This window comes from Elusimicrobiota bacterium, from assembly GCA_041658405.1.
Lineage (GTDB): Bacteria > Elusimicrobiota > UBA5214 > JBBAAG01 > JBBAAG01 > JBBAAG01.
This window is the reverse complement of record JBBAAG010000001.1, coordinates 99,391-118,519: the sequence shown is the minus strand read 5'-3', so window position 1 is coordinate 118,519 and position 19,129 is coordinate 99,391. Positions and strand designations below refer to the sequence as shown.

The 19,129-nt window shown below is 42.7% G+C and carries 15 protein-coding genes and 1 tRNA gene; 4 read left to right on the top strand and 12 right to left on the bottom strand.

Annotated features, from left to right (window positions below):
- Positions 1 to 12: 12 nt before the first annotated feature.
- Positions 13 to 945: a PorV/PorQ family protein gene (locus tag WC955_00510; protein ID MFA5857526.1), complete on the bottom strand. Its 933-nt coding sequence runs from the start codon at positions 943 to 945 to the stop codon at positions 13 to 15.
- 13 nt (positions 946 to 958) lie between these two features.
- A complete protein-coding gene (locus WC955_00505; protein MFA5857525.1) occupies positions 959 to 1,657 on the bottom strand; it encodes a FlgD immunoglobulin-like domain containing protein in 699 nt (232 codons plus the stop codon).
- Between the two features lie 105 nt (positions 1,658 to 1,762).
- Here WC955_00505 and WC955_00500 point away from each other — a divergent pair, with 105 nt between their 5' ends.
- A complete protein-coding gene (locus WC955_00500) occupies positions 1,763 to 2,551 on the top strand; it encodes an alpha/beta fold hydrolase (protein MFA5857524.1) in 789 nt (262 codons plus the stop codon).
- A 4-nt stretch (positions 2,552 to 2,555) separates the two neighbouring features.
- Positions 2,556 to 3,524: a CsgG/HfaB family protein gene (locus WC955_00495; protein ID MFA5857523.1), complete on the top strand. Its 969-nt coding sequence runs from the start codon at positions 2,556 to 2,558 to the stop codon at positions 3,522 to 3,524.
- Between the two features lie 18 nt (positions 3,525 to 3,542).
- Here the strand turns inward: WC955_00495 and WC955_00490 are convergent, their stop codons facing one another.
- On the bottom strand, positions 3,543 to 4,556 hold the full coding sequence (locus WC955_00490; GenBank protein MFA5857522.1) for a hypothetical protein: 1,014 nt from the start codon (positions 4,554 to 4,556) through the stop codon (positions 3,543 to 3,545).
- A gap of 181 nt (positions 4,557 to 4,737) precedes the next feature.
- On the opposite strand from WC955_00490, the gene WC955_00485 reads away from it, so the two are divergent.
- Entirely contained in the window at positions 4,738 to 5,970 is a 1,233-nt protein-coding gene (locus WC955_00485) for a DUF1343 domain-containing protein (protein MFA5857521.1), read from the top strand.
- Positions 5,971 to 5,998: 28 nt separating this feature from the next.
- On the opposite strand, the gene WC955_00480 is transcribed toward WC955_00485, so the two are convergent.
- The 5 genes from WC955_00480 to WC955_00460 form a co-directional block, all read right to left on the bottom strand.
- Positions 5,999 to 8,731 (bottom strand): glycoside hydrolase domain-containing protein, encoded by a 2,733-nt coding sequence (locus WC955_00480; GenBank protein ID MFA5857520.1) that lies wholly within the window; start codon positions 8,729 to 8,731, stop codon positions 5,999 to 6,001.
- 6 nt (positions 8,732 to 8,737) lie between these two features.
- The gene (gene galT, locus WC955_00475; GenBank protein ID MFA5857519.1) at positions 8,738 to 9,739 is read right to left on the bottom strand and encodes a galactose-1-phosphate uridylyltransferase; all 1,002 of its coding nucleotides are present in this window, start codon (positions 9,737 to 9,739) and stop codon (positions 8,738 to 8,740) included.
- A 73-nt stretch (positions 9,740 to 9,812) separates the two neighbouring features.
- The gene (locus WC955_00470) at positions 9,813 to 10,667 is read right to left on the bottom strand and encodes a deoxyribonuclease IV (protein ID MFA5857518.1); all 855 of its coding nucleotides are present in this window, start codon (positions 10,665 to 10,667) and stop codon (positions 9,813 to 9,815) included.
- On the bottom strand, positions 10,664 to 12,790 hold the full coding sequence (locus tag WC955_00465) for a heparinase II/III family protein (protein ID MFA5857517.1): 2,127 nt from the start codon (positions 12,788 to 12,790) through the stop codon (positions 10,664 to 10,666). Before WC955_00465 ends, WC955_00470 begins: the two co-directional genes overlap by 4 nt.
- 17 nt (positions 12,791 to 12,807) lie before the next feature.
- Entirely contained in the window at positions 12,808 to 15,174 is a 2,367-nt protein-coding gene (locus tag WC955_00460) for a beta-N-acetylglucosaminidase domain-containing protein (GenBank protein ID MFA5857516.1), read from the bottom strand.
- 76 nt (positions 15,175 to 15,250) lie between these two features.
- Here WC955_00460 and WC955_00455 point away from each other — a divergent pair.
- A tRNA-Leu gene (locus tag WC955_00455) sits at positions 15,251 to 15,336 on the top strand.
- Between the two features lie 6 nt (positions 15,337 to 15,342).
- On the opposite strand, the gene WC955_00450 is transcribed toward WC955_00455, so the two are convergent.
- The 4 genes from WC955_00450 to WC955_00435 all read right to left on the bottom strand — a co-directional run bounded on the left by WC955_00450 (position 15,343) and on the right by WC955_00435 (position 19,126).
- Complete coding sequence (locus WC955_00450; protein ID MFA5857515.1) at positions 15,343 to 17,442, bottom strand: DUF5722 domain-containing protein; 2,100 nt, start codon at positions 17,440 to 17,442, stop codon at positions 15,343 to 15,345.
- Between the two features lie 127 nt (positions 17,443 to 17,569).
- Positions 17,570 to 18,292 carry a hypothetical protein gene (locus WC955_00445; GenBank protein MFA5857514.1) on the bottom strand — a complete coding sequence of 241 codons (723 nt, stop codon included), beginning with the start codon at positions 18,290 to 18,292 and terminating at the stop codon, positions 17,570 to 17,572.
- Positions 18,201 to 18,860: a hypothetical protein gene (locus tag WC955_00440; GenBank protein ID MFA5857513.1), complete on the bottom strand. Its 660-nt coding sequence runs from the start codon at positions 18,858 to 18,860 to the stop codon at positions 18,201 to 18,203. Before WC955_00440 ends, WC955_00445 begins: the two co-directional genes overlap by 92 nt.
- Positions 18,860 to 19,126 carry a hypothetical protein gene (locus WC955_00435; GenBank protein ID MFA5857512.1) on the bottom strand — a complete coding sequence of 89 codons (267 nt, stop codon included), beginning with the start codon at positions 19,124 to 19,126 and terminating at the stop codon, positions 18,860 to 18,862. Before WC955_00435 ends, WC955_00440 begins: the two co-directional genes overlap by 1 nt.
- Positions 19,127 to 19,129: the final 3 nt, after the last annotated feature.

The following is a 19,129-nucleotide window of genomic DNA, read 5'->3' as shown; positions in this document are numbered from 1 at the left end:
TTATTTATTTTATCACCACGTAAACTTTAGCCCAACCCTGTGAGTCAATCCTAACCCGCCATAAGGTACATACGCATAGTTTAACTGCCATTTTTCCCAGGTCAGGCCTATTCCTGCGGTTATCCCTCCACCGGTAATCGCTGCTGTACCGGTATTATACCCTGCGCGTAACGCAATGTTGGGGGTTAACGCAAACTCCGTGCCGATGCTAAAGAAACCCGCAGCGTCTGAGGGTAAGTCAAAATCCGCTGCGATTGTCAATGCATTGTCAAGCAACTTGTATCCCGCACCGAGTTTAAGTACACCGGGTAACGCGTATTTCCCGGAAGAACCCGCTATGTTCTGGTAACACATACCCGCAGTTAATGACTGGTTCACTTCAAACATTATACCGGCATCCACGGAGATTATATTTGCGATATCCGTTTCATCAGCGGTACTGAACTTTTCTTGCGCATACTTTACTGCTACCCCTGCTGATAAAGATGGCAAGAAAATTTTTTGTGCATAACTCAGTGTTCCAATAATGACCGTTGGTACCATTACATCCAGGGGAATGTCGCGTCCTGATAATTCATCAGTGTCAGTCACAGCGATATCTCCGAAGTTAATACTATTAACAGCTAAACCCATAACGCCTTTCCACGGGAGTATATATCCGGCAATAACAGTTTCATGCTGGATTAGTGTAAGATATTCCATATGCACAGCTTCCGCGCTGTTTTGTTTGAGTGTAGCAATTGCCGCGGGGTTATACATTATAGATTCCAGTTCATTCACCAACCCTGTCCCGGCGAGTCCCATTGCCGACGTTTTCGGGGTGCTTATGAGCCGTAAATATGATGCTGTTCCAACCCCGGCATTTGATCCGGCATAAACACAGACCACGGAGAACAGTGATAATATGGCTGTTAGGGTTGCAGTATAAATAATTTTTGTTTTCATATATTATTTCCCATCATTTCTTAACCATTTTTTTTAGGTAATTAACCGGGTTACCGCTTGACGGTTTTACTGTGAGGTTATAAAAATAAACACCCCTCGCAACGGCATTCCCCGCTTCATTCTTACCATCCCACTCAAGCTCATTGTATCCTATACCCGGAGAGGAAAGGGTTAATGAGCGGACCGGTTCTCCGGTGAATGTATAAATTTCAACCTTAACCTCTGTGGTTTGTTTGCTTATCATGACAGCGAATTTTGTGGTGGTATTAAACGGATTAGGGAAATTAGAAACGTTTTCCACAACGAGGTCAGTTCCGCTGACTTTACAATAAACTTCGTTACTGCTGATGTTCCCCGCGAGATCGGATGCTTCTATTGAAAAGTAATGCTCCCCTTCCGTTAACGCAATGTTTACCTGATATGTAAAAATGTATGTTGTAGTGTCATAAATAACGCCCGGGGTTAACACATCGTCAATCTTAAATGTTATACTTGAAACACTAACCGCAACATCGTCCTTGATATACCCGCGGAGAAGAGGCATGGCTGTGATGTAATCATTATCATAAATTGATGTGAACATAGCTTCCGGCGGGTTGGTGTCCTGTACAGTGGTAGACAACATTAGCGCATGCAGCGTTCCTGCTGACGGTACATACACAAAAAAGGATGTTAATACTATCAGTGCCAATCGCACAAAAAAATTCATCATAACTCCTTCCATAACTGCCTAGTTAGTTTAGTTAATGAATATTATATCACAATATTATTTTGTAATATGTTAAAATGTTCGATTATTAAAGGAGTTGATTGATCTATGGAAACATTTGTTAAATACAAAGTTCACGGGCAGTACGTTTATGGTATCTGGCACTATCCTGAAAGAAAAAAATCGCGTCCCTCAAAAGTTCCGGCAATACTTATGTGCCATGGTTTTACCGGGAACAAGTCAGAAGCTCATATGTTATTCACCAAATTTGCGCGGCGGTTAGCAAAACAGGGCGTTGCGGTATTAAGGATTGACTTTCGTTGCTCAGGGGATAGTGAAGGCGATTTTAAGGATATGACAATAACTGGCGAGATAACAGATGCTGTTGAGGGGATTAACTTTTTAAAAACCCTGTCCGGGGTTGATACAAACCGTATCGGTATTATGGGATTAAGCCTTGGCGGGTTCGTTACGTTTATGACTGCAAATAAGTTACCAGAAATAGTTAAGTACGCGGTGTTATGGTCTGCCGTAGCTGACCCAAAATTTATACTTACACGTACACCACAGGTAACAGAAGATATCCGCCGGAAAGGGTACCACCTTCGAGCTGGGAATGCTCTTACGAAACCCTTTATTGACGATATTTATCAATTTCCTGCAATACATACAATGCCCGCCTACACCAGTCCTGTACTGGTTGTGCACGGGGATAATGATAAAAGTATACCGCTAACCCACGCTGGGATGTATGCCCGACATTTTAAACATAACGGCAACCTGTTTGAGATGAAAGTTATTGCAGGAGCGGATCATACATATAGTTCACCGCAATTAGAAGATAAAGTTTATGGTATAACAGAAAAATGGATAAAGAAAGTTTTAAGGGGGTTATAAAGAAATGAAGAAATTTATTGCGTTATTTACATGCACAGTATTACTGGCTACTTTGGGGACAACGGCATTCACAGCGGGAAGTAAACCGCGTATGGCCGTTATGCCGTTGAGTGAAGGTTCGATTGATCATTGGTGGGGTAACTGGAATGTCGGGCAGGGCGTGTCGGACATGCTGGTAACCGACCTTGTAAAAAGCGGCAAGTTTTCTATGATTGAACGTGAACAACTACAAAAAGTTATGGCAGAACAGCAACTCGGCGTTTCCGGCGCGGTGAATGAAAACACTGCCGCGCAGTTAGGAAAAATTCTTGGTGTTGACTATATCATCGTCGGGAGAATAACACAGTTCGCTGTGGAATCCAACGATATATCAATCCCCTACGTCGGGAGAGTACAGAACAACGTTGCGCAATGCGCGATTGATGCCAGGGTGGTCAGCGTAAAAACCGCGGAGATCCTTACCGCGATTGACGGGCAGGGGAAAGAAACTAAGACAGGTTTGTCGGTATGGTTATCCGGCGTCCCGCATTTTTCGTTCGGGAGTAATGATTTCCATAAAAGTATTCTCGGTAAAGCTACCCGCACAGCAGTAACTGATTTTGTTGCAAAACTTACCGCTCAGGTAGGCGGGGATGGAACGATAAAACCTCAACAACCAACTGATGTTACTACCGGCGCAATCGAAGAGGTTAACGAAGTGCTTGCAAAAGTTGCGGATATCGAAGAAAATATTGTTACACTCAATGCCGGCCTGGATTCTGGAGTGAAGAAAGACATGGTTTTTATGATACGCCGTATAACAAAAGTTGTGACTGACCCTGATACGGGTGAAGAAATCAAGAAAGTATACAGCACAATCGGTGAAGTTAAAGTCACGGAAGTAGGAAAAAAATCTGCCACTTGTGAAATTGTGAAGACTGAACCGAAACAAACTATTCAGGTTAAGGACGAAGCGTCCTGGAAAAAGAAATAAGTATTTCTGGTATAAAGCTTAGAATTCCAACCGTAATCCTGCGTTCACGCAGTAACGGTCTTTATTCCGTGTTTCACCCATACGGTACTCGCCGCTGACATTGATTTTTACTACTAAAATACTAAATTCCAACCCGCCAAAATAACCGATGTCCATACCGGTGGATTCAAGATTACCCGGCCCTTCAATCGTAAAGGCCGAACTGCTTGAAGTACTAGCCGACGTATATTCGGTTAAAGTAATACTGCCGTTAGTGTTGACTTTGGTGTTAACCTTTGAAGTATTGTAGTATGCCGCCGCACCGGCAAATGGTGTTACGAATAATAAGTACTTACTAACCATAAGTTTTGCGTTCATTGACGTGATTGCCCAGTCGGAAGATAACGTTGTTGCAGCGTTAACCGTCTGGGTATAGTTATAACCCGAATAAGTGTCTGTATTAGTAACATTATACGCCTGCCCCGCTGTGAGTGAACCGGTTAACATATCCATCCCCACACCAATTGAGATGTCAGGCAAAATAATACCTTCCAGCCCGCCGCCAATAATTTTTTTACGCACTTCAGCGCCCATTGCCTGGTTCTTAAACGCAAACTTAGTCCCTGTAACATCAATACTGATTTCGCTGGTACCATACTTTGCACCGAGGTCAAGATCAAACGGTAACCCTACCTTTGCGTGGACCATTACCTGCGGCAATGCAAGCATTTCGGGTAACGCGTATTTATTTGCATCAAATGCGTTCATCGCTAAATTCTTAAATGCTGAGAGGTCGATATTGAACGTATTAAGCCCCGCGATTGCGCCAATTTCAAACCCCAGCAAATGGCACACGTTTGCGGGTAAGTACATCCCGCCTGATGCGTTGAATTCAAGCCCGGGTTTCAACTGGCTGCCGAACCACGAACTTACCGACGAAAAGTCGGTCTTAATATCGTTTGTAGCGGTCTGCACGTCATCTGTAATCCCGGCGTATGCTACACCGGTAAAACCTAATATCATAACTGCGAGTACTGCCATAACTTTTTTCATTTCAATCTCCCCCTTGTTTCATACATAACCTATATTATTAACAAATAATCCGGTTTTTTTCAATGATCCCCGCGTTTTTTCTTTCCCCTCAAGTTATAATTGTTTTCTCAAATAATATATAATAACTAGATAAGTACCATATTATGATACAAAAGTATATCGAAAGGAAATATTTGCGATAATGAAACCAAATCTATGGCACGCAGGCAGTCTTATATTAATAACAGGAGTGTATCTTATGTCATCAGTACCAAAAGTATCAGCGGAAGTATTACTGGGTAATGAAGTATTGCAGAAGTCCGGGTTCAAAATCCTCAAAAATAAACGTGTGGGTATAATCACTAACCATACAGGAAAAACCAAAACCGGGCAAAGCGTGATTGATCTTATATACGCAGCACCCGATATTAAAGTAACAGCATTATTTGCGCCGGAACACGGTATCCGCGGGGATAAGGATGAAAAGATTAACTCCAGTGTAGACGAAAAAACCGGCCTTACGATCCACAGTCTTTACGGGAAAACTCAAAAACCAACGAAAGAAATGCTTGAGAATGTTGATATTATAGTTTTTGACATACAGGACATCGGGACACGGTTTTATACGTATATAACCACCCTTGCGCTCGCAATGGAAGCTGCAAAAGAAAATGGGAAAGAAGTTATTGTTCTTGACCGCCCGAACCCGATCACCGGGGTTTATACTGAAGGAAATATTTTGGATAAAAAGTTTTGGGGCGGTTTTGCTACCCATTACCCTTTGCCGGTACGGCATGGGATGACCGTAGGTGAGCTTGCATTGTTGTTTAATACACAGTTCAAAATCGGGTGTAAGATACAGGTTGTGAAAATGGTTGGATGGACCCGCGGGATGTGGCTGGATAACACCAATGTTCCCTGGATTAATCCGTCACCGAATATGAAAAGCCTTACCGCCGCGTTGTTGTATCCAGGGGTAGCGTTATTTGAAGGCCGCGGGACTAATGTCAGTGAAGGCCGCGGGACGGAAGCGCCGTTTGAATATACCGGAGCGCCATGGATAAGTTCAACAACCTATGCTGCAGAATTAAACTCACGGAATATTTCAGGAGTTACGTTTGAGCCAACAGAATTCGTTCCTGATGCAGCGTCATTTTATAAGTACAAAGGCGAAACGTGTTATGGCGTAAAAATTAAAGTTACCGACCGAGAAAAAGTTCAGGCAGTAACGCTCGGGGTACATATGGTGGATGCAATGATAAAACTTTTCCCGGATAATTTTAAGTTAATCCCTGCATTTGACGGGCTAAGCGGCAACAGTAACGTCCGTGAACAACTCCTTGCCCGTGTGCCGGTAGACACAATAGTTGCCGGGTGGAATGATGAACACCAAAAGTTTTTGAAGATACGCAAAAAGTATCTGTTATATAAATAAAACGGATTCAAAACCCGGTACTCACTTCCTATTTAGTGAACACTTTGTCCAGATGTTCACCTATCTTATTGCGGTGTTCAAGCAAAAATTCTGGATTCACTGAAAACTCTGTTACTGATTTACTGACAGTATCAGGCACTACCACAAGTTTTTCCGCTTCTTCCACCCAGTCTTTATACTTTCCGTTTTTCTTTAGTTCATTAATTTTTTTCTGGAGGATAACAAAATATTCGTAGTCCTGTATACCATCACGCAGGCATTCAAACCGTAGAGTACTTAAAGCTTTTTCACCGGGGCCGGGGTATAACAAAAACCCATCACCGTTGAATACCCGCACCTGGCCGTTTGACGCATCGTAATCCACGAGTTCGTTGTACTCATTTGGGATAACGTTTTTCGCGGTATTCTTACCCCAGACATTTACCCCCCAGTACAAAAACCCGCGGGATTTATACTGCCAGGTTTGCCAAAATAATAACCGGTGATCAATCGCAGGGTAGTCAATAAACAAATTCGCATATGGCCGCCGCGGTGACAGGCAGACATACCACCAGAACTCAGTCCCTTTATTTCGTTGTTTTTCAAAAATTTCAGTATCAAAATTAGCTGTAGTCGGGCAAAAGATGTCAATATAGTTCGTAAGATGTTCTTTATAGTACGTTGTATTAAGTATCTTTAATGCAGGACAATACTTCTTTGCAAGTTCGCTGGTGCGTGTGATAAACACAAAATCTTCAGGTTTAGGTTCATCTGCGGTATAAACATACGCATACTTCAACCACCCGTGTTTACGCAGGTACGCGCTGTAGTCAGTGACAAACTTTACGGCAAAGTCTAAATCTTCTTTCCTGACATTTTTCCTGTCCTTAAAAAAATCAATCCCGCCCGGCCAGTTATAACCGAATAACGCAAAATTAAACACGTTCAAACCGCGACGGAAACAGTCTTCATACTCCACGGTTATTTGTTCGACCGGTAATTCGTTAAACGCCTTCCCCGCCCATTCAGGTTTTTGGTAAATAGGGGTTATCAGGCTTACCCGGTAGTCAAGCATAAAGTTGCGTGTATTGACATACATTTTCTCGGGTAAATCCCATAACTGGAACGCAGTCGGTAAACTTGATGTTCGGGGTAATACGAAGTTGTACACACGCAAAGTAACGGGTATTTCCTGTGCTGAGTAACTCCCCGGAATTGTTACCTTAACCTTCCCTTTATAATTTCCCGCTTGAGTTTCCGCTGGAACGTGTATTGTTACCCATACAGGCTGTACTTCAGTGAACTTAACTTTAAACTTATAAAAATCAAGCAATGGGTCAGGGAACCAGCCTATACGGTCGATTGGATAAACCGGATTTCCGGTTTTTACGTAGCACACAACGGATAGTTTGATGTTGTCCTTAGAAGAAATTACTGCGCCGGTATCGCCGCATTTAAGATCAGTGAGTTCAACATTTACATCATCAACATTTTGTTCTGTTGGAATAACGATCACCTGAAAACTTGTGTACTCATCCTTTGCTGTATTAAGCTCAACATTTTTTTCAAGGGTGTATGTGTAAGGACTATCCTTAAAAACCTTAATCAACGGGTTCAACGGTGTAGCGATAAAACCTTCGGGGATAGTTTTGTGTAATGCATAATAATCCGCAATATTTTTTGTTAATGCCAGCATCCGCGTGTTATACGCTAACACCGCAGCGGAAGCGTTGACTTTTCTTATATCCATATCAGTAGTTGGATATACCACCGTTGCGTCGGTATAAACTTTCTTCGCTTCACCAATAATATTTATTACCCCGGTTCTTTTATCTTCGGGTAATGTATTCACCGCAGCTTCCGCAACTGATAATTCATGTTTCAGAGTATCCATTTGTCCGGTAAGCGACGGGATGGAAGGAAGAATTGTGCGTAATAGTTCAGTATCCGTAGTTGTTTCTGCAATAACAAAATATACTGTGGGTGAGGGTTGTATACCATCTATCAACTGATACTCAATCCTTTGTTCAACAACAGGTTTATCTAAGGTGTTGATCACTATATCAGTAGAATAAATTTTAGCGGTATACTTCTTTTTCTCGCCGGTATTGTTGTAAATACTGTAGGTGACAACATTTTTGTCGGGATACAACGCTGTATGCCTGTTAATCTGCGCAGTACTGCATTTTTCACCGCCAAAAACGAGTTTCCCGAATGATGCGGGTGAATGGAACGATTTCGCTGCGGGTATCCATGACGAAGTTTCATGAGTTGAGATTGAGTTCCGGCAGATGTTTAACCGCCACACATCATTGGGTTGAGGGGTAGTAACCCCGAATGACACAAATGGGATTTTTATTACAGCATCCCAGGACTCCTTGCCGGTATTAGTTGTTATAACAGCATTACTAGCCCATGTAACATCCTTCATTTTTTGGTCAAACACCGCGCCAACAGGGTTGGTGAGTATATGAAAATATGTAGTTCCATCTGCGACGGGTGAAATAAAAAGTTCAATACTATCTTCTCTCCATAACGACCCGTCATGCTGAGAAGCCGGTGTTACTGTACCCTGTGAAAGCTTCATTGCCGCAGGGTCAAACATTGTAAGTTTAAAACATAAATGTGTGTCATCATACCACACAGCAGCTTTTGTCTGGTTCTCCGCAGCGGTAGTGGTTGAGAGTTTAACAAAATCTGTGATTTCAGGTATACGGCTGGTATCCACTCCGGAAGTAAGAGCGGTTATCAACGGAATCATGAGTAACGGCAAATTGTTCATAATATATCACCTCATCTGCACTTCACGTAAAAATTTAGCGTTTTCTTCAGGTATAGACGAATTGATAAACATCCCGGACCCAAGCTCGAACCCCGCGGTTTTGGTTAACCTCGGAATTATTGTTATGTACCAGTGAAAATATTCTGATACATCATCGCTGCACGGGACGGAACGTATACAGAAATTGTAGTCCGGATTTGCGAGGCCGTAGTATAACTTACCAAGCATAAGTTTCATTACATACGCAAGGTCTTCAAGTTCACCGTCATTGGTTGTGGAGAATGAAGAGGAATGACGTTTCGGGAAGATCCACGTATGGAACGGCGTTAATGCTGCGTATGGAGTAAGCGCCACAAAATGCGAGGTTTCAAATATTACGCGTTCCTGCTGTTCAAGCTCATCCTTCATCATCCTGCAGAAAATACATTCACCTGTATCGTCGTGATATTGCATCGCAATCTGCATACGTAACCGTATTTGTTGTGGAACAATCGGTGTAGCGATAATCTGTGAGTGAGGATGAACAATCGACGTTCCGGCATTAGACCCGTGATTACGGAAAATAATTATCTGTTCAATCCTCTTATCTTTCAGCATCTCAGCGTATCTTGAACGGTAAGCGATAAGGATTTCTTTAACCTCATTTTCCGGCATCAGCGGGATATCAAGGTTATGCTCCGGTGTTTCAATCACCACCTCGTGTAACCCGACCCCGGTCATTGAACGTTTAGACCCTTCGTATTTACGTTTAAGCACGCCTTCCCGTAGTAACGCAGGGAATTTGTTGGGTATCACGCGTACCTGCCAGTTACCGTTTTTATTGCGGATTGTGCATGACTCATACGGTGTCTGCTGTTCATTCCCCGGGCAAAACGGGCATGCGGGATCATGTGAAGGTATGGGAGTTGTATCTATCCGCCCTTTCTTAAAATCATCGGGCCGTTTTGCGCGTTCCGTAGCGATGACTACCCATTCACGTGTGATAATGTTTTGCCTGATCTCCGGCATTGTAAAAAGTCTCCTTTTAACGTTATGTATTTTTAATATATTACCAGAATTCTATAATAATCTCAGCTTTTGTTCAACTTACCTTCCGCACACGTTCTAAGTTGAGGAGATCAGATCCTGGCGGATCTTTTGGTGTCTCAAGTATCAGCGGTAATTTCCCGAGTATCGTATGAGTTACAACGTTCTTTATTCCCTGCAGCCCGATCATTCCTTTTCCGATATGTTCATGGCGGTCAAGATGCGCGCCAAGGACGGACTTCGAATCGTTTATATGCCACATCCGCACGTTGATAAAACCAATAGTGTCTTCAATTTCCTTAACGGTAAACCGCCATCCGGCCGATGTTTTTATATCATATCCTGCGGCGTATATATGACACGTATCCAGACAAAACCCGGCACGTTCTTTAAGTTTGATATTATCATACACATACTTTAATTCAGTTAATTTTTCGCCAATCCTCCGTCCACCCCCGGCAACATTCTCAATCAATAATACTGTACCCGTATCTTTTGTATTAAGGTAAGGATCCTCCAGTGCGTTATTCACAGCGCTGATCAACTGCATGAGCCCGTGTTCGCGTGTAGAATTCTCAGAGTATGACCCCGGGTGGATCACCAAAAAGTGTGCCCCAATTGCGTTACACGTATTGAGGTCGGTAATCAGGGTATCAACCGATTTTTTGTAGAGCACAGGGTTTGACGTACACAAATTCGGGAGATATGGCGAGTGCGCGATAACGGATACTATATTATTTTCTTTCACCTTACTACGGAACTCATGGATTTCACCGGTGCTTATCTGCCGGTACCGCCATCCGCGGGGATTATGTGTAAATATTTGTAAAGCATTACACTTTTTTGATACCGCCTCGTCTATTGCAGAAGGTAAGCCGTTGCGTATAGAACAATGCACACCGAGGATCATTTTATTAACTCAACTTTATCCGTAGTAAAAGAAATGATGTCTTTTTTAGCATCACTTCTTGTTAATTCAATTCTTGCGATACCGCCAACTCCAATATTATTTATAACCTTTACATCGCGTAACGGCGGATTTTCGCTGGTACGATAGGGTTCGATCACTGCGATATACCGCGCGGAAGTAGCGCCGGTTTTACGTGCGAGTACCATCGGACATTTTTGCGGAGGTTTACCAGCTAACCCGTTACCGGCATAGATAACATTATTCGTTTCCCCTGCGGTATGCCCCAGCATTGTCAACCGCACGGTAACACTGCTGGCGGTATCAACAAAATCAGCAGTCCAATCATCGTTATGTTCCGCTTTTTTGATATCAGTAAAATACTGGTACGCTTTTTCTTTTGATACCGGTTCGGGTTGAACAATCCACGGAAGTGATGATTGCAAAATTCCGTAGTTGTGGTATGCCCAATCGATTGTCACAGGAACAGTACCGCAGTCGATATCAAAAATATCAACCACGTATTTGTCGGTAAGCACTACGGTTCTCCGCATAGCCACACCAGGGTATAAATTATCACACATACCGCGTGCCACGTGGAAGCCGGGTTCAGTATGGAAAAACTCAAGTATCCCGTCTACCTTTGCCTGGCTTTTTTCATTAATCAAAACTGTATTATGAGACAACGTTTGTTTGTACCACCAAGTAAACTGTGCTGCACCGTAATTGAGTACCCCAGGATCCGGCGCCAACACTTTCCCGTATCCGTATAAATGTATAGCGAGTTTATCCGGATGCCCGTGGCCTGACCCATAAGGGCCGTAGTCGAAGTGGAGATAAAGCTGATCTGACCCTGTACCTTCACGTAATACAGCTGCGCCTAAGCCGCCAAAATTCTTGCTGGTAAGGACTAACCCCGCGGTTTCGGGTAACGGTTCTACGCCGTAAAGTAACGCTTCCATTGAATTCCGTCCCCGCGATTTTATTGCTGTCGCGTAGTTTGGATCACGAAACTTTGCGTATGCGTACTCGTAATTAGCGCTTTCCCCGGAAAGCGAAAACTCTGCCGCATCGCTTACCCCCGGGAACCGCAGGTTCGGCTGGACATATTCCAGCGGTGCAGCGAATAATGAACGGTACTGTTTATTATCCACAAACTCTGTAATACCTGCCAGAGAAGCCATCTCTACGGTTTCTCTGATAGGCTTTAACGCATAAAAATGGTATGACGGCGAACTTTCATACCAGAAACCGTCGGGGAGGACAGAGTTATTTAGTTGAAACTGTAACCCGCTATCACCGTACAACGCATCGCTTACCATCTTGGAATCGTTTAAACACAACCCCACAGCAGTAAGCAATCCATTATGCCACGACTGCCAGTTACTACGTCCCGAATTGTTACGCATAATATTCTTCGCTACTTCAAGAAAAAGGTTTTGTTCAATATTTTGTTTATCAATATCAGAGAAAACCGTATTACTACAGATAATATCGTATGCCCATACCACGGAGATAAACGTTACGGCTTCGTCCAGTGTTTGTGAAAACACATGACCCCATGATTTATCATTCGTTCTTGACCTCACCCCGTGTAGAGGATAGTTACGATATCTCTCCGCATAACCAGTTAAAACATCCCGCACGTGCTTAGCATACCGTGTATCGCTGGTAAGTGCATATACGATAGAAACGTTGAAAAGGTTGTCTAAAATAGCGTGATGCTTACGCGAGACAACAACACCATCATACGGCATCCCGGGATGGTCAAGTTTACAGACAGGGCACCAGTTTTTACCGTCAACATAATCCAGCGTACGGCCGCATTGCCGACACGCATAGTAGTGTGTCCACTCCCCGCCGGTATCCGGTATGTTAACTGGCGTTGCAACAATGTTATTCGCCTGTTTTATTAACCGGTCCGCAATGGTTTTTGCCCATTCATACTTTTGTATACGTTCTTTTATCTCCGCGACTTTGTCTTTATTAACGATAATATACGGCCGTTGTTTTTGCGATAATAACACTTTAGTATTTTCTCCCATAACATTTGTACAGGTAATCCAAGCGGGGGACGATAGTAATAATACGACCAGCATCCTTAAGTAAGCACATTTGTTTTTCATGGTTCTGTTTACCTTCTTTATTCAAATACCAGCTCTCCAAACAGTTTGGGCTGGAAAAACATCCGACCGGTAAGGCCTGCCCACGTAGATAGTTCCTGCGGGTCGGCGATATCAATATACCGTTGGCGGTTTAAGTTCAATCCCCAGGTATCCCCAGCTACGGGTACCATGCCTAACGACTTAAACGGGATAACAAACTTTGCAATCCAGCGCGACTTATTATAATCTTTTTCTACGTTTGACATCCATTCAATATTTGCTTCCGCGGTTTTTGAAGTCCCCGGTTTCACCTGGCTATCGTACTGTGTGTTGATACTATTAACCCCTAGGTGCCAGTAAGTATCGCGTGTAAGTTTCGGGTCGATAAACAGTTCGATACTATCTTCGTTGTACACCCCGCTGTCACGCTTGGTAACCTTTCCGCCGAGCTTGTTTACATAGGGTTCTTCCGCAACGACGGCGATATACAAATTGTTATTGTCATACCCTACATACGCGTAGGTAGGCGGTATTTTACCGCTGTTATCCATCGGAATAAATTGTGAAGTACGGGTAAGCGTTTCCCACTTTTCGTCGGTAAAAGATATGGCCGGGTCAAGCTTCGCTCCGGACATAAGTTTCTTGACTACAACTTTTTTTATGTCCAGCACCTTTTGGTACTCCACCCGCGGGGTGCGGATGGTGTTGCGTATCTCAGACATCATCGCGGTATCATTGCACACTTTTGCAACGCTGTCAAGTTTAGCGTCAAGGATTGAGAGGCTCGAGGATACAGTTGATTGGTAACTTTTGTTCCTCGGGGTGGTCAACACAACGTTTAACGTTTCAAAATACTGGTTTTTCAAATCCAATACCGGTTCTGCACAGGATGGGCCAAGTAAAGACGCTAGCGTATCTTTTGTTGACTGGTTAGCGTTATACTTCCCTGGGTTCCACATATAGTCACCGCCGGTAACATGCGTAAGTTTGTAAATTTCACTAACAGTTCCGTTCATATGAATCCCGCTTGGGTTGGTAAGTTCATAAAAGTTTGCAGGTAAGTCGATTTCGTAGGCATCAAAAAAACAAATCAATGGTTTATGATGCGCGTATGACGTATTATCCCAGAGGAACGGTATCCGCCCGTTGATGAAACCGGAAAAAACTTTAACATCATCTTCCGTAATCTTGAACGACCGCACCGTTGGGCCGGTCCATACGATAGGAACGTCCAACGGTATTTTATCCGCGAGTTCTTTAAAATAATCAATTGCAAGTTTTGGCTCGCGGCTCCACCCGTACACGTGTCCGTTGCTATAATGCGGTGCGCAGAAAATAATTGTTGTCTCAGGATATTTAGCTTTCACCCGGCGGTATACGTCGTTCACAAGGAATGCCTGGGCATCAGCGACAGTTTTAAACATTTGTTTATCCCCTTCGTAAAACAGGATAAACTCTTTATCTTTGTAATGCGTATAGTCATCAGCGCAAAGCATTATATACTTCCCTCCCTGCGCGAGGCTGTTCTCAAAATCGGCAAACAACCGGTCACGTTCTGCGGGGTCGGATACCACGATCCTTGACGATGTTGTTACCTTCACAGAGTAGTACGGGTTGACGAACTGCATGATATCAACTAACCCGATATCACGGCTATTGTTACACACATCTTTAACAAACTCGGTGTATCGTTGATCCGGGTTTCGCCAATCGTGCGTGTTGTAGTTTATGTCGATCATATTGAGCTTGTACAACGGCATCCACCGCGCATACTCTTTCATCTTAGCGAATTGCGTAGTTCCGCTGACAGTACGAACTTTGTATGATGGCCAGTCGGTAACCTCAACTTTTTGAAGCACAACATTACCGTCCTTATCCGTAGTCATCATGTGAATCAACGATATCAATGAGTATGCCAGCCCGCGGGATGTATTGCTTTTACAGATAATTACGTTTTTATTGTTATGTTTTACCGTTTTGACAACATACCCTTCGCTATTCGCCAGTGCTGTTGTGCTGTAGGTAAGGTTATATTTATTCTCAAGCTCTTCGGTTAATCCATTATCTCCCAAGGAGATAATAGTGTCATACTTCCCGTAATCCTTCAACGGAGCGGAGATAACGTCAACGACAGAGGTTGTGCTAGAAACAAACTGTAATTTACCGTTGAATAATTCAATGGCATACTCTACCGCCGGAGCAACTGTCGACGAAGTTACTATTAACAGCGAAGACGCCACTGCGCTTTTTTTGTATACCATCAAAAAGTCCGGGTAGTACACAACCTCTTTTGGTGCGGGGATTATCTTGCCAATGTAGTTTGGATACACAATGTTAGCTCCTTGCAAGCTTGATGAGATCGCAGTGGCGACGGTAACGGCAATGGCGATTAACAATTTACGCATTTAAAGTACCCCTGTTTCCATATAAATTGACGGACTCGCACTAAATTATATATAATAAGCGGAAATTAACAAGCCTGGGCAAGTGGTGGAACTGGCAGACACGTAGGTCTCAAAAACCTATGACCCTTACAGGTCTTGAGGGTTCGATTCCCTCCTTGCCCAAATATGTTATTTTTCTGTGATTATCAGCGGATACACCCAGACCAGCCAGTCATATTGAGTGTTTTCCAGCGGGTTTACCCGGAGGGTTAATAAAACAGTTTTCCCAGCCCATGGTGTTAAATCAATTTTGTATTCGTTTATTACCGTATTTTTATCAGAAACATCCCATAATTCTTTACCGTCAATCAAGACAGAAAACCGTGCACCATCAACACTTTCATGAGTTAAACCGGTACCAAATACGAAACTCAACTTTTTTCCTGACTTCAGAACAGGGAGCTTAATCGTAAAAGTAGCGTCACTATCAGCTAGTTCCTTAGGATGATGGAAAATAGATTTTTTTAGGGTTTCGTTATAAAGTACAACTTCACTACGCCAGGATAAACAGTTTGTAAGTACGGCATTGTTTATATTGTCAGTTAAATTGATAACAACAGATTCTGTTTCCTCCGGGACCGGATTCCAGGATAGTTTAGTATAAGTACTTGTAGAAAGTACGGGTAATGTTTCAGCCCAATCTTTTATTCCAATGATTGGTTTGGCGAACTCGAATACACTTTCCCGCTGTGCGGTATCTGCCAGACGGAACACGTCATATATATATTTTTTCTTATCAGGCTTAGAAGCATTAGGATCATTTTCTGTCCAGGTCCAAAGACCTAACCTCAGGTTACCCTCTCCTTTATGGTCTACATGCCGATGAAGAATAAATGCGTCTATCCCCGGCAGATGGCTGAGTTTATGGAAAGCATATGCATAAGCAGCTGCCTGAACTTTTTCGCCGTCTATCCCCGCTGGTGTATGAAATCCCTGCTCTGAGAGAATAATCCGTCGCGGCTGACCTCGGTACAATAAAATATCCTGGTTTAGAAACGCAGGTAATACTTCAATATTTTTAAAAGTAATCTTGGGTGTGTCAAAACTTAATACTGCCATCCGGTCATTCCAGAACCGCGGTTCGAAAAGGTTCTCCGGGTACGGATGAAAAGCAATATGCCAGGGGAAATCACCGCTGTTTTTTGACCAAATAGTTAATTGTTCCACAAATTCTTTACCATTAAATGCCGTTAACGGATCAGGGCGAAGGGCTGTACTCCAATGATGGTCTAAGGATACGTAAATCCGGATTTTAGAATGAAATTTTCTTGCTGCAAGATCGGCAATCCGTAAAGCAATCCCGTAATCTTCAACAAAATCAGATAACGTGATTTTACCGATATTATACCATTCCAGGTGTGACTGAACTTCATTACCAATAATGTAACCGGAAACCCAGCCGAATTTACCCGTTGGATCAGAGTAACGGTTAGCCAGATATTCAATTACTGCATGATAGTAACGTAACCCGGGGTCAGTAGCCGTATTAAATGCTCCTAAATGATTCGGTGCGTTAGCTAAATCCGTTTTTGGATGAATTAAATAATTTTGCGGGTTTGGGCTATCCGGCACATGGTTAAGAAGAATTCCGGTAATATCAATTCCTGCAGCAGTCAGGTTTTTGCAGGTAGTGTCTAATCTACTTATATACTTAGTATTAATCGGTATATTTTCACCGTCTACTTCCCATGTTTCGCTAGGGGTACCGGTAGACCAATTAATTATACTTGAGACCGAAATATTTATTGCCGCATGTTTAACCCCTAGAAGAACCGCATCTTCTACATCCTGCACCTGAAGCCCTTTAATACTTGCAGGCCGGAGAAAATCGAAGTTACGTAATGATACCGACGATAAGTCGTTTACATAATGAGATTTCCCGGCCCGTTGCCTGGACTTAGAATCAATTATTTGAAATTTTGAAAATAACCTGTCCTGTGTACCCGCAAACCTGGGTATTTCGATACGGTTATTTTCGGGGATCCCCTGCCAGGCGATACTCAGTTTTGAGTCAAGCGTATATTTTTGGTAAGGTTTAAGTTCAATCAATTTTACCGGTGTTTTGAGGATACCCGTTAATTTTATTATTAAACTCTTTTCCATAGCTTCAACTGAAGTAATATCCAATGACGGGTCGTATAAAGAATTATTTTGCAGGTTTGCACAGTCAGCATTACTCAGATAACCAGCCAGGCTTAACAAAAAGGTAGACAAAAATATTTTCATCATGTTTACACCAATATATATAATTTATGAATTCAATATCAAGCCTTTTATGATATTATTTAAACATAATAATCTTAAATATATCTTGAGATAATGGATAACACTTAACGTGTAAAGGTTACTTAACCGTTTATTTCTGTGATTTTAAATACGGCTCTGCAAGATTGTACACTAGTTCGTAGTCCGGTAAATCTGCAAATACAAAATATTCAGGTATATTATCCTTGTTGTGTTCAGGGTCAAACATTTCACTGGATAAACTAAATACAACAGTTCCCCGTGCCTCTGCAGTTGCCACTTTTTGTATGCTATCAATAATCCTGTATTCAGCTGAGGTAACCTTTTTTTCTCCAGTTGCATGAACAATGATTACGCGTTTGTCAGTAAGCGCATAAAACGTGCGTTTACGTTTGTACGTTTTATACACAAACCGTCCGATGGTGAGATACAATCCTGATAATATCAGTACCGCACCGATTAACGGAAACAAAAGCGAGAGCCAGTTCGCGGGATTCGCGAATCTTGTGTCCAGGTATAACTCCACAACTTTTTCTGTCACACCCACACACCACGAGGTACAAACCCAGGTATAGCCAATCCCCAGAGGGATAAACAGGTAGTCAAGTTTTTCGAAGATAACACTGGCATCAGGTTTACCGGACCACAAAACACGCTCACTGGCGGTTATTACGTCTTTCAACAGCATCCATGTTTCAGTTTTACTGTCATACCCGAAAGTATTATTGTATTTATCCGTCATATCATACCTGCGGATCCGTTTTTTTCCGGGCAATAACTGTTTCGCGCAGGGTAAGGATTTCTTTATGCACACCTGTAGCATCAGGGATATCATTGAAACTATTACCCTGTACCACCCCGCCCACCTGCTGTTTTCGTGAGTCATAGTTAATAAATGAAGTACTGATACCAAAAACCAGCGTACCCCGTCCGGTAGAATTAACTGTTTTGCTGATCTCCTCAATTTTATCAAGCTCTAGCGCTCTCATATTTTTATTCCCAAGCGTGGTGACGATAATAACCCGCTGGTCAGTTACAGCGTAGAACGTTTTCTTGCGGAGGTAGTGTTTATATATAAACCGTCCAAATAAAAGGTATAGGCCGATAAGGACAAAGGGTAATCCAAACAACGGGAATATGTATGTGAATAAATCAATCCCTGACGGTATGGTGTTAGTCCCGCTGTGTTTATTAACAAAAAACATTCCGCATGCAGCAGCTTCCCATACAAGACTGAATCCGGTCCAAAAAATGGAGAACGGTATCATAAACCAATCCTCTGCACCGAAGATTATATTAGGATCAGGCTTACCGGTCCATACAACACGTTCACGTTCCAGGAGTTCATCCTGGAATACCGCGTGTTCGTTTATCTGCGCTTCAAAAATATTGGGTTCAACCATCACGCATTCCCTTTAGCACTGTTTTTATTACGATAATACAACGCAATATCTATGAGAACCATTATTCCGTTTAAAACGTAAAGATATACCACCCAGTCACAACTGTAGAGCAGTTTATGTATTACCCCTGCGGCATATCCTATGACAATGATATATAAAAAAGTAACACTTTTCCCGCTGTTATTCTTTGATACCCACGATTTGTAGATTGAGACCGGCCATGCCGCACCAAAACAGAGAAGCATTATGATCTCAAATATACTCATCCC

Excerpts from the sequence above, each read along its gene's own strand:
- WC955_00510 (MFA5857526.1), bottom strand. The coding sequence starts at position 945 with ATGAAAACAAAAATTATTTATACTGCAACCCTAACAGCCATATTATCA.
- WC955_00505 (MFA5857525.1), bottom strand. The coding sequence starts at position 1,657 with ATGATGAATTTTTTTGTGCGATTGGCACTGATAGTATTAACATCCTTT.
- WC955_00500 (MFA5857524.1), top strand. The coding sequence starts at position 1,763 with ATGGAAACATTTGTTAAATACAAAGTTCACGGGCAGTACGTTTATGGT.
- WC955_00495 (MFA5857523.1), top strand. The coding sequence starts at position 2,556 with ATGAAGAAATTTATTGCGTTATTTACATGCACAGTATTACTGGCTACT.
- WC955_00490 (MFA5857522.1), bottom strand. The coding sequence starts at position 4,556 with ATGAAAAAAGTTATGGCAGTACTCGCAGTTATGATATTAGGTTTTACC.
- WC955_00485 (MFA5857521.1), top strand. The coding sequence starts at position 4,738 with ATGAAACCAAATCTATGGCACGCAGGCAGTCTTATATTAATAACAGGA.
- WC955_00480 (MFA5857520.1), bottom strand. The coding sequence starts at position 8,731 with ATGAACAATTTGCCGTTACTCATGATTCCGTTGATAACCGCTCTTACT.
- galT (MFA5857519.1), bottom strand. The coding sequence starts at position 9,739 with ATGCCGGAGATCAGGCAAAACATTATCACACGTGAATGGGTAGTCATC.
- WC955_00470 (MFA5857518.1), bottom strand. The coding sequence starts at position 10,667 with ATGATCCTCGGTGTGCATTGTTCTATACGCAACGGCTTACCTTCTGCA.
- WC955_00465 (MFA5857517.1), bottom strand. The coding sequence starts at position 12,790 with ATGAAAAACAAATGTGCTTACTTAAGGATGCTGGTCGTATTATTACTA.
- WC955_00460 (MFA5857516.1), bottom strand. The coding sequence starts at position 15,174 with ATGCGTAAATTGTTAATCGCCATTGCCGTTACCGTCGCCACTGCGATC.
- WC955_00450 (MFA5857515.1), bottom strand. The coding sequence starts at position 17,442 with ATGATGAAAATATTTTTGTCTACCTTTTTGTTAAGCCTGGCTGGTTAT.
- WC955_00445 (MFA5857514.1), bottom strand. The coding sequence starts at position 18,292 with ATGATATCCCTGATGCTACAGGTGTGCATAAAGAAATCCTTACCCTGC.
- WC955_00440 (MFA5857513.1), bottom strand. The coding sequence starts at position 18,860 with ATGGTTGAACCCAATATTTTTGAAGCGCAGATAAACGAACACGCGGTA.
- WC955_00435 (MFA5857512.1), bottom strand. The coding sequence starts at position 19,126 with ATGAGTATATTTGAGATCATAATGCTTCTCTGTTTTGGTGCGGCATGG.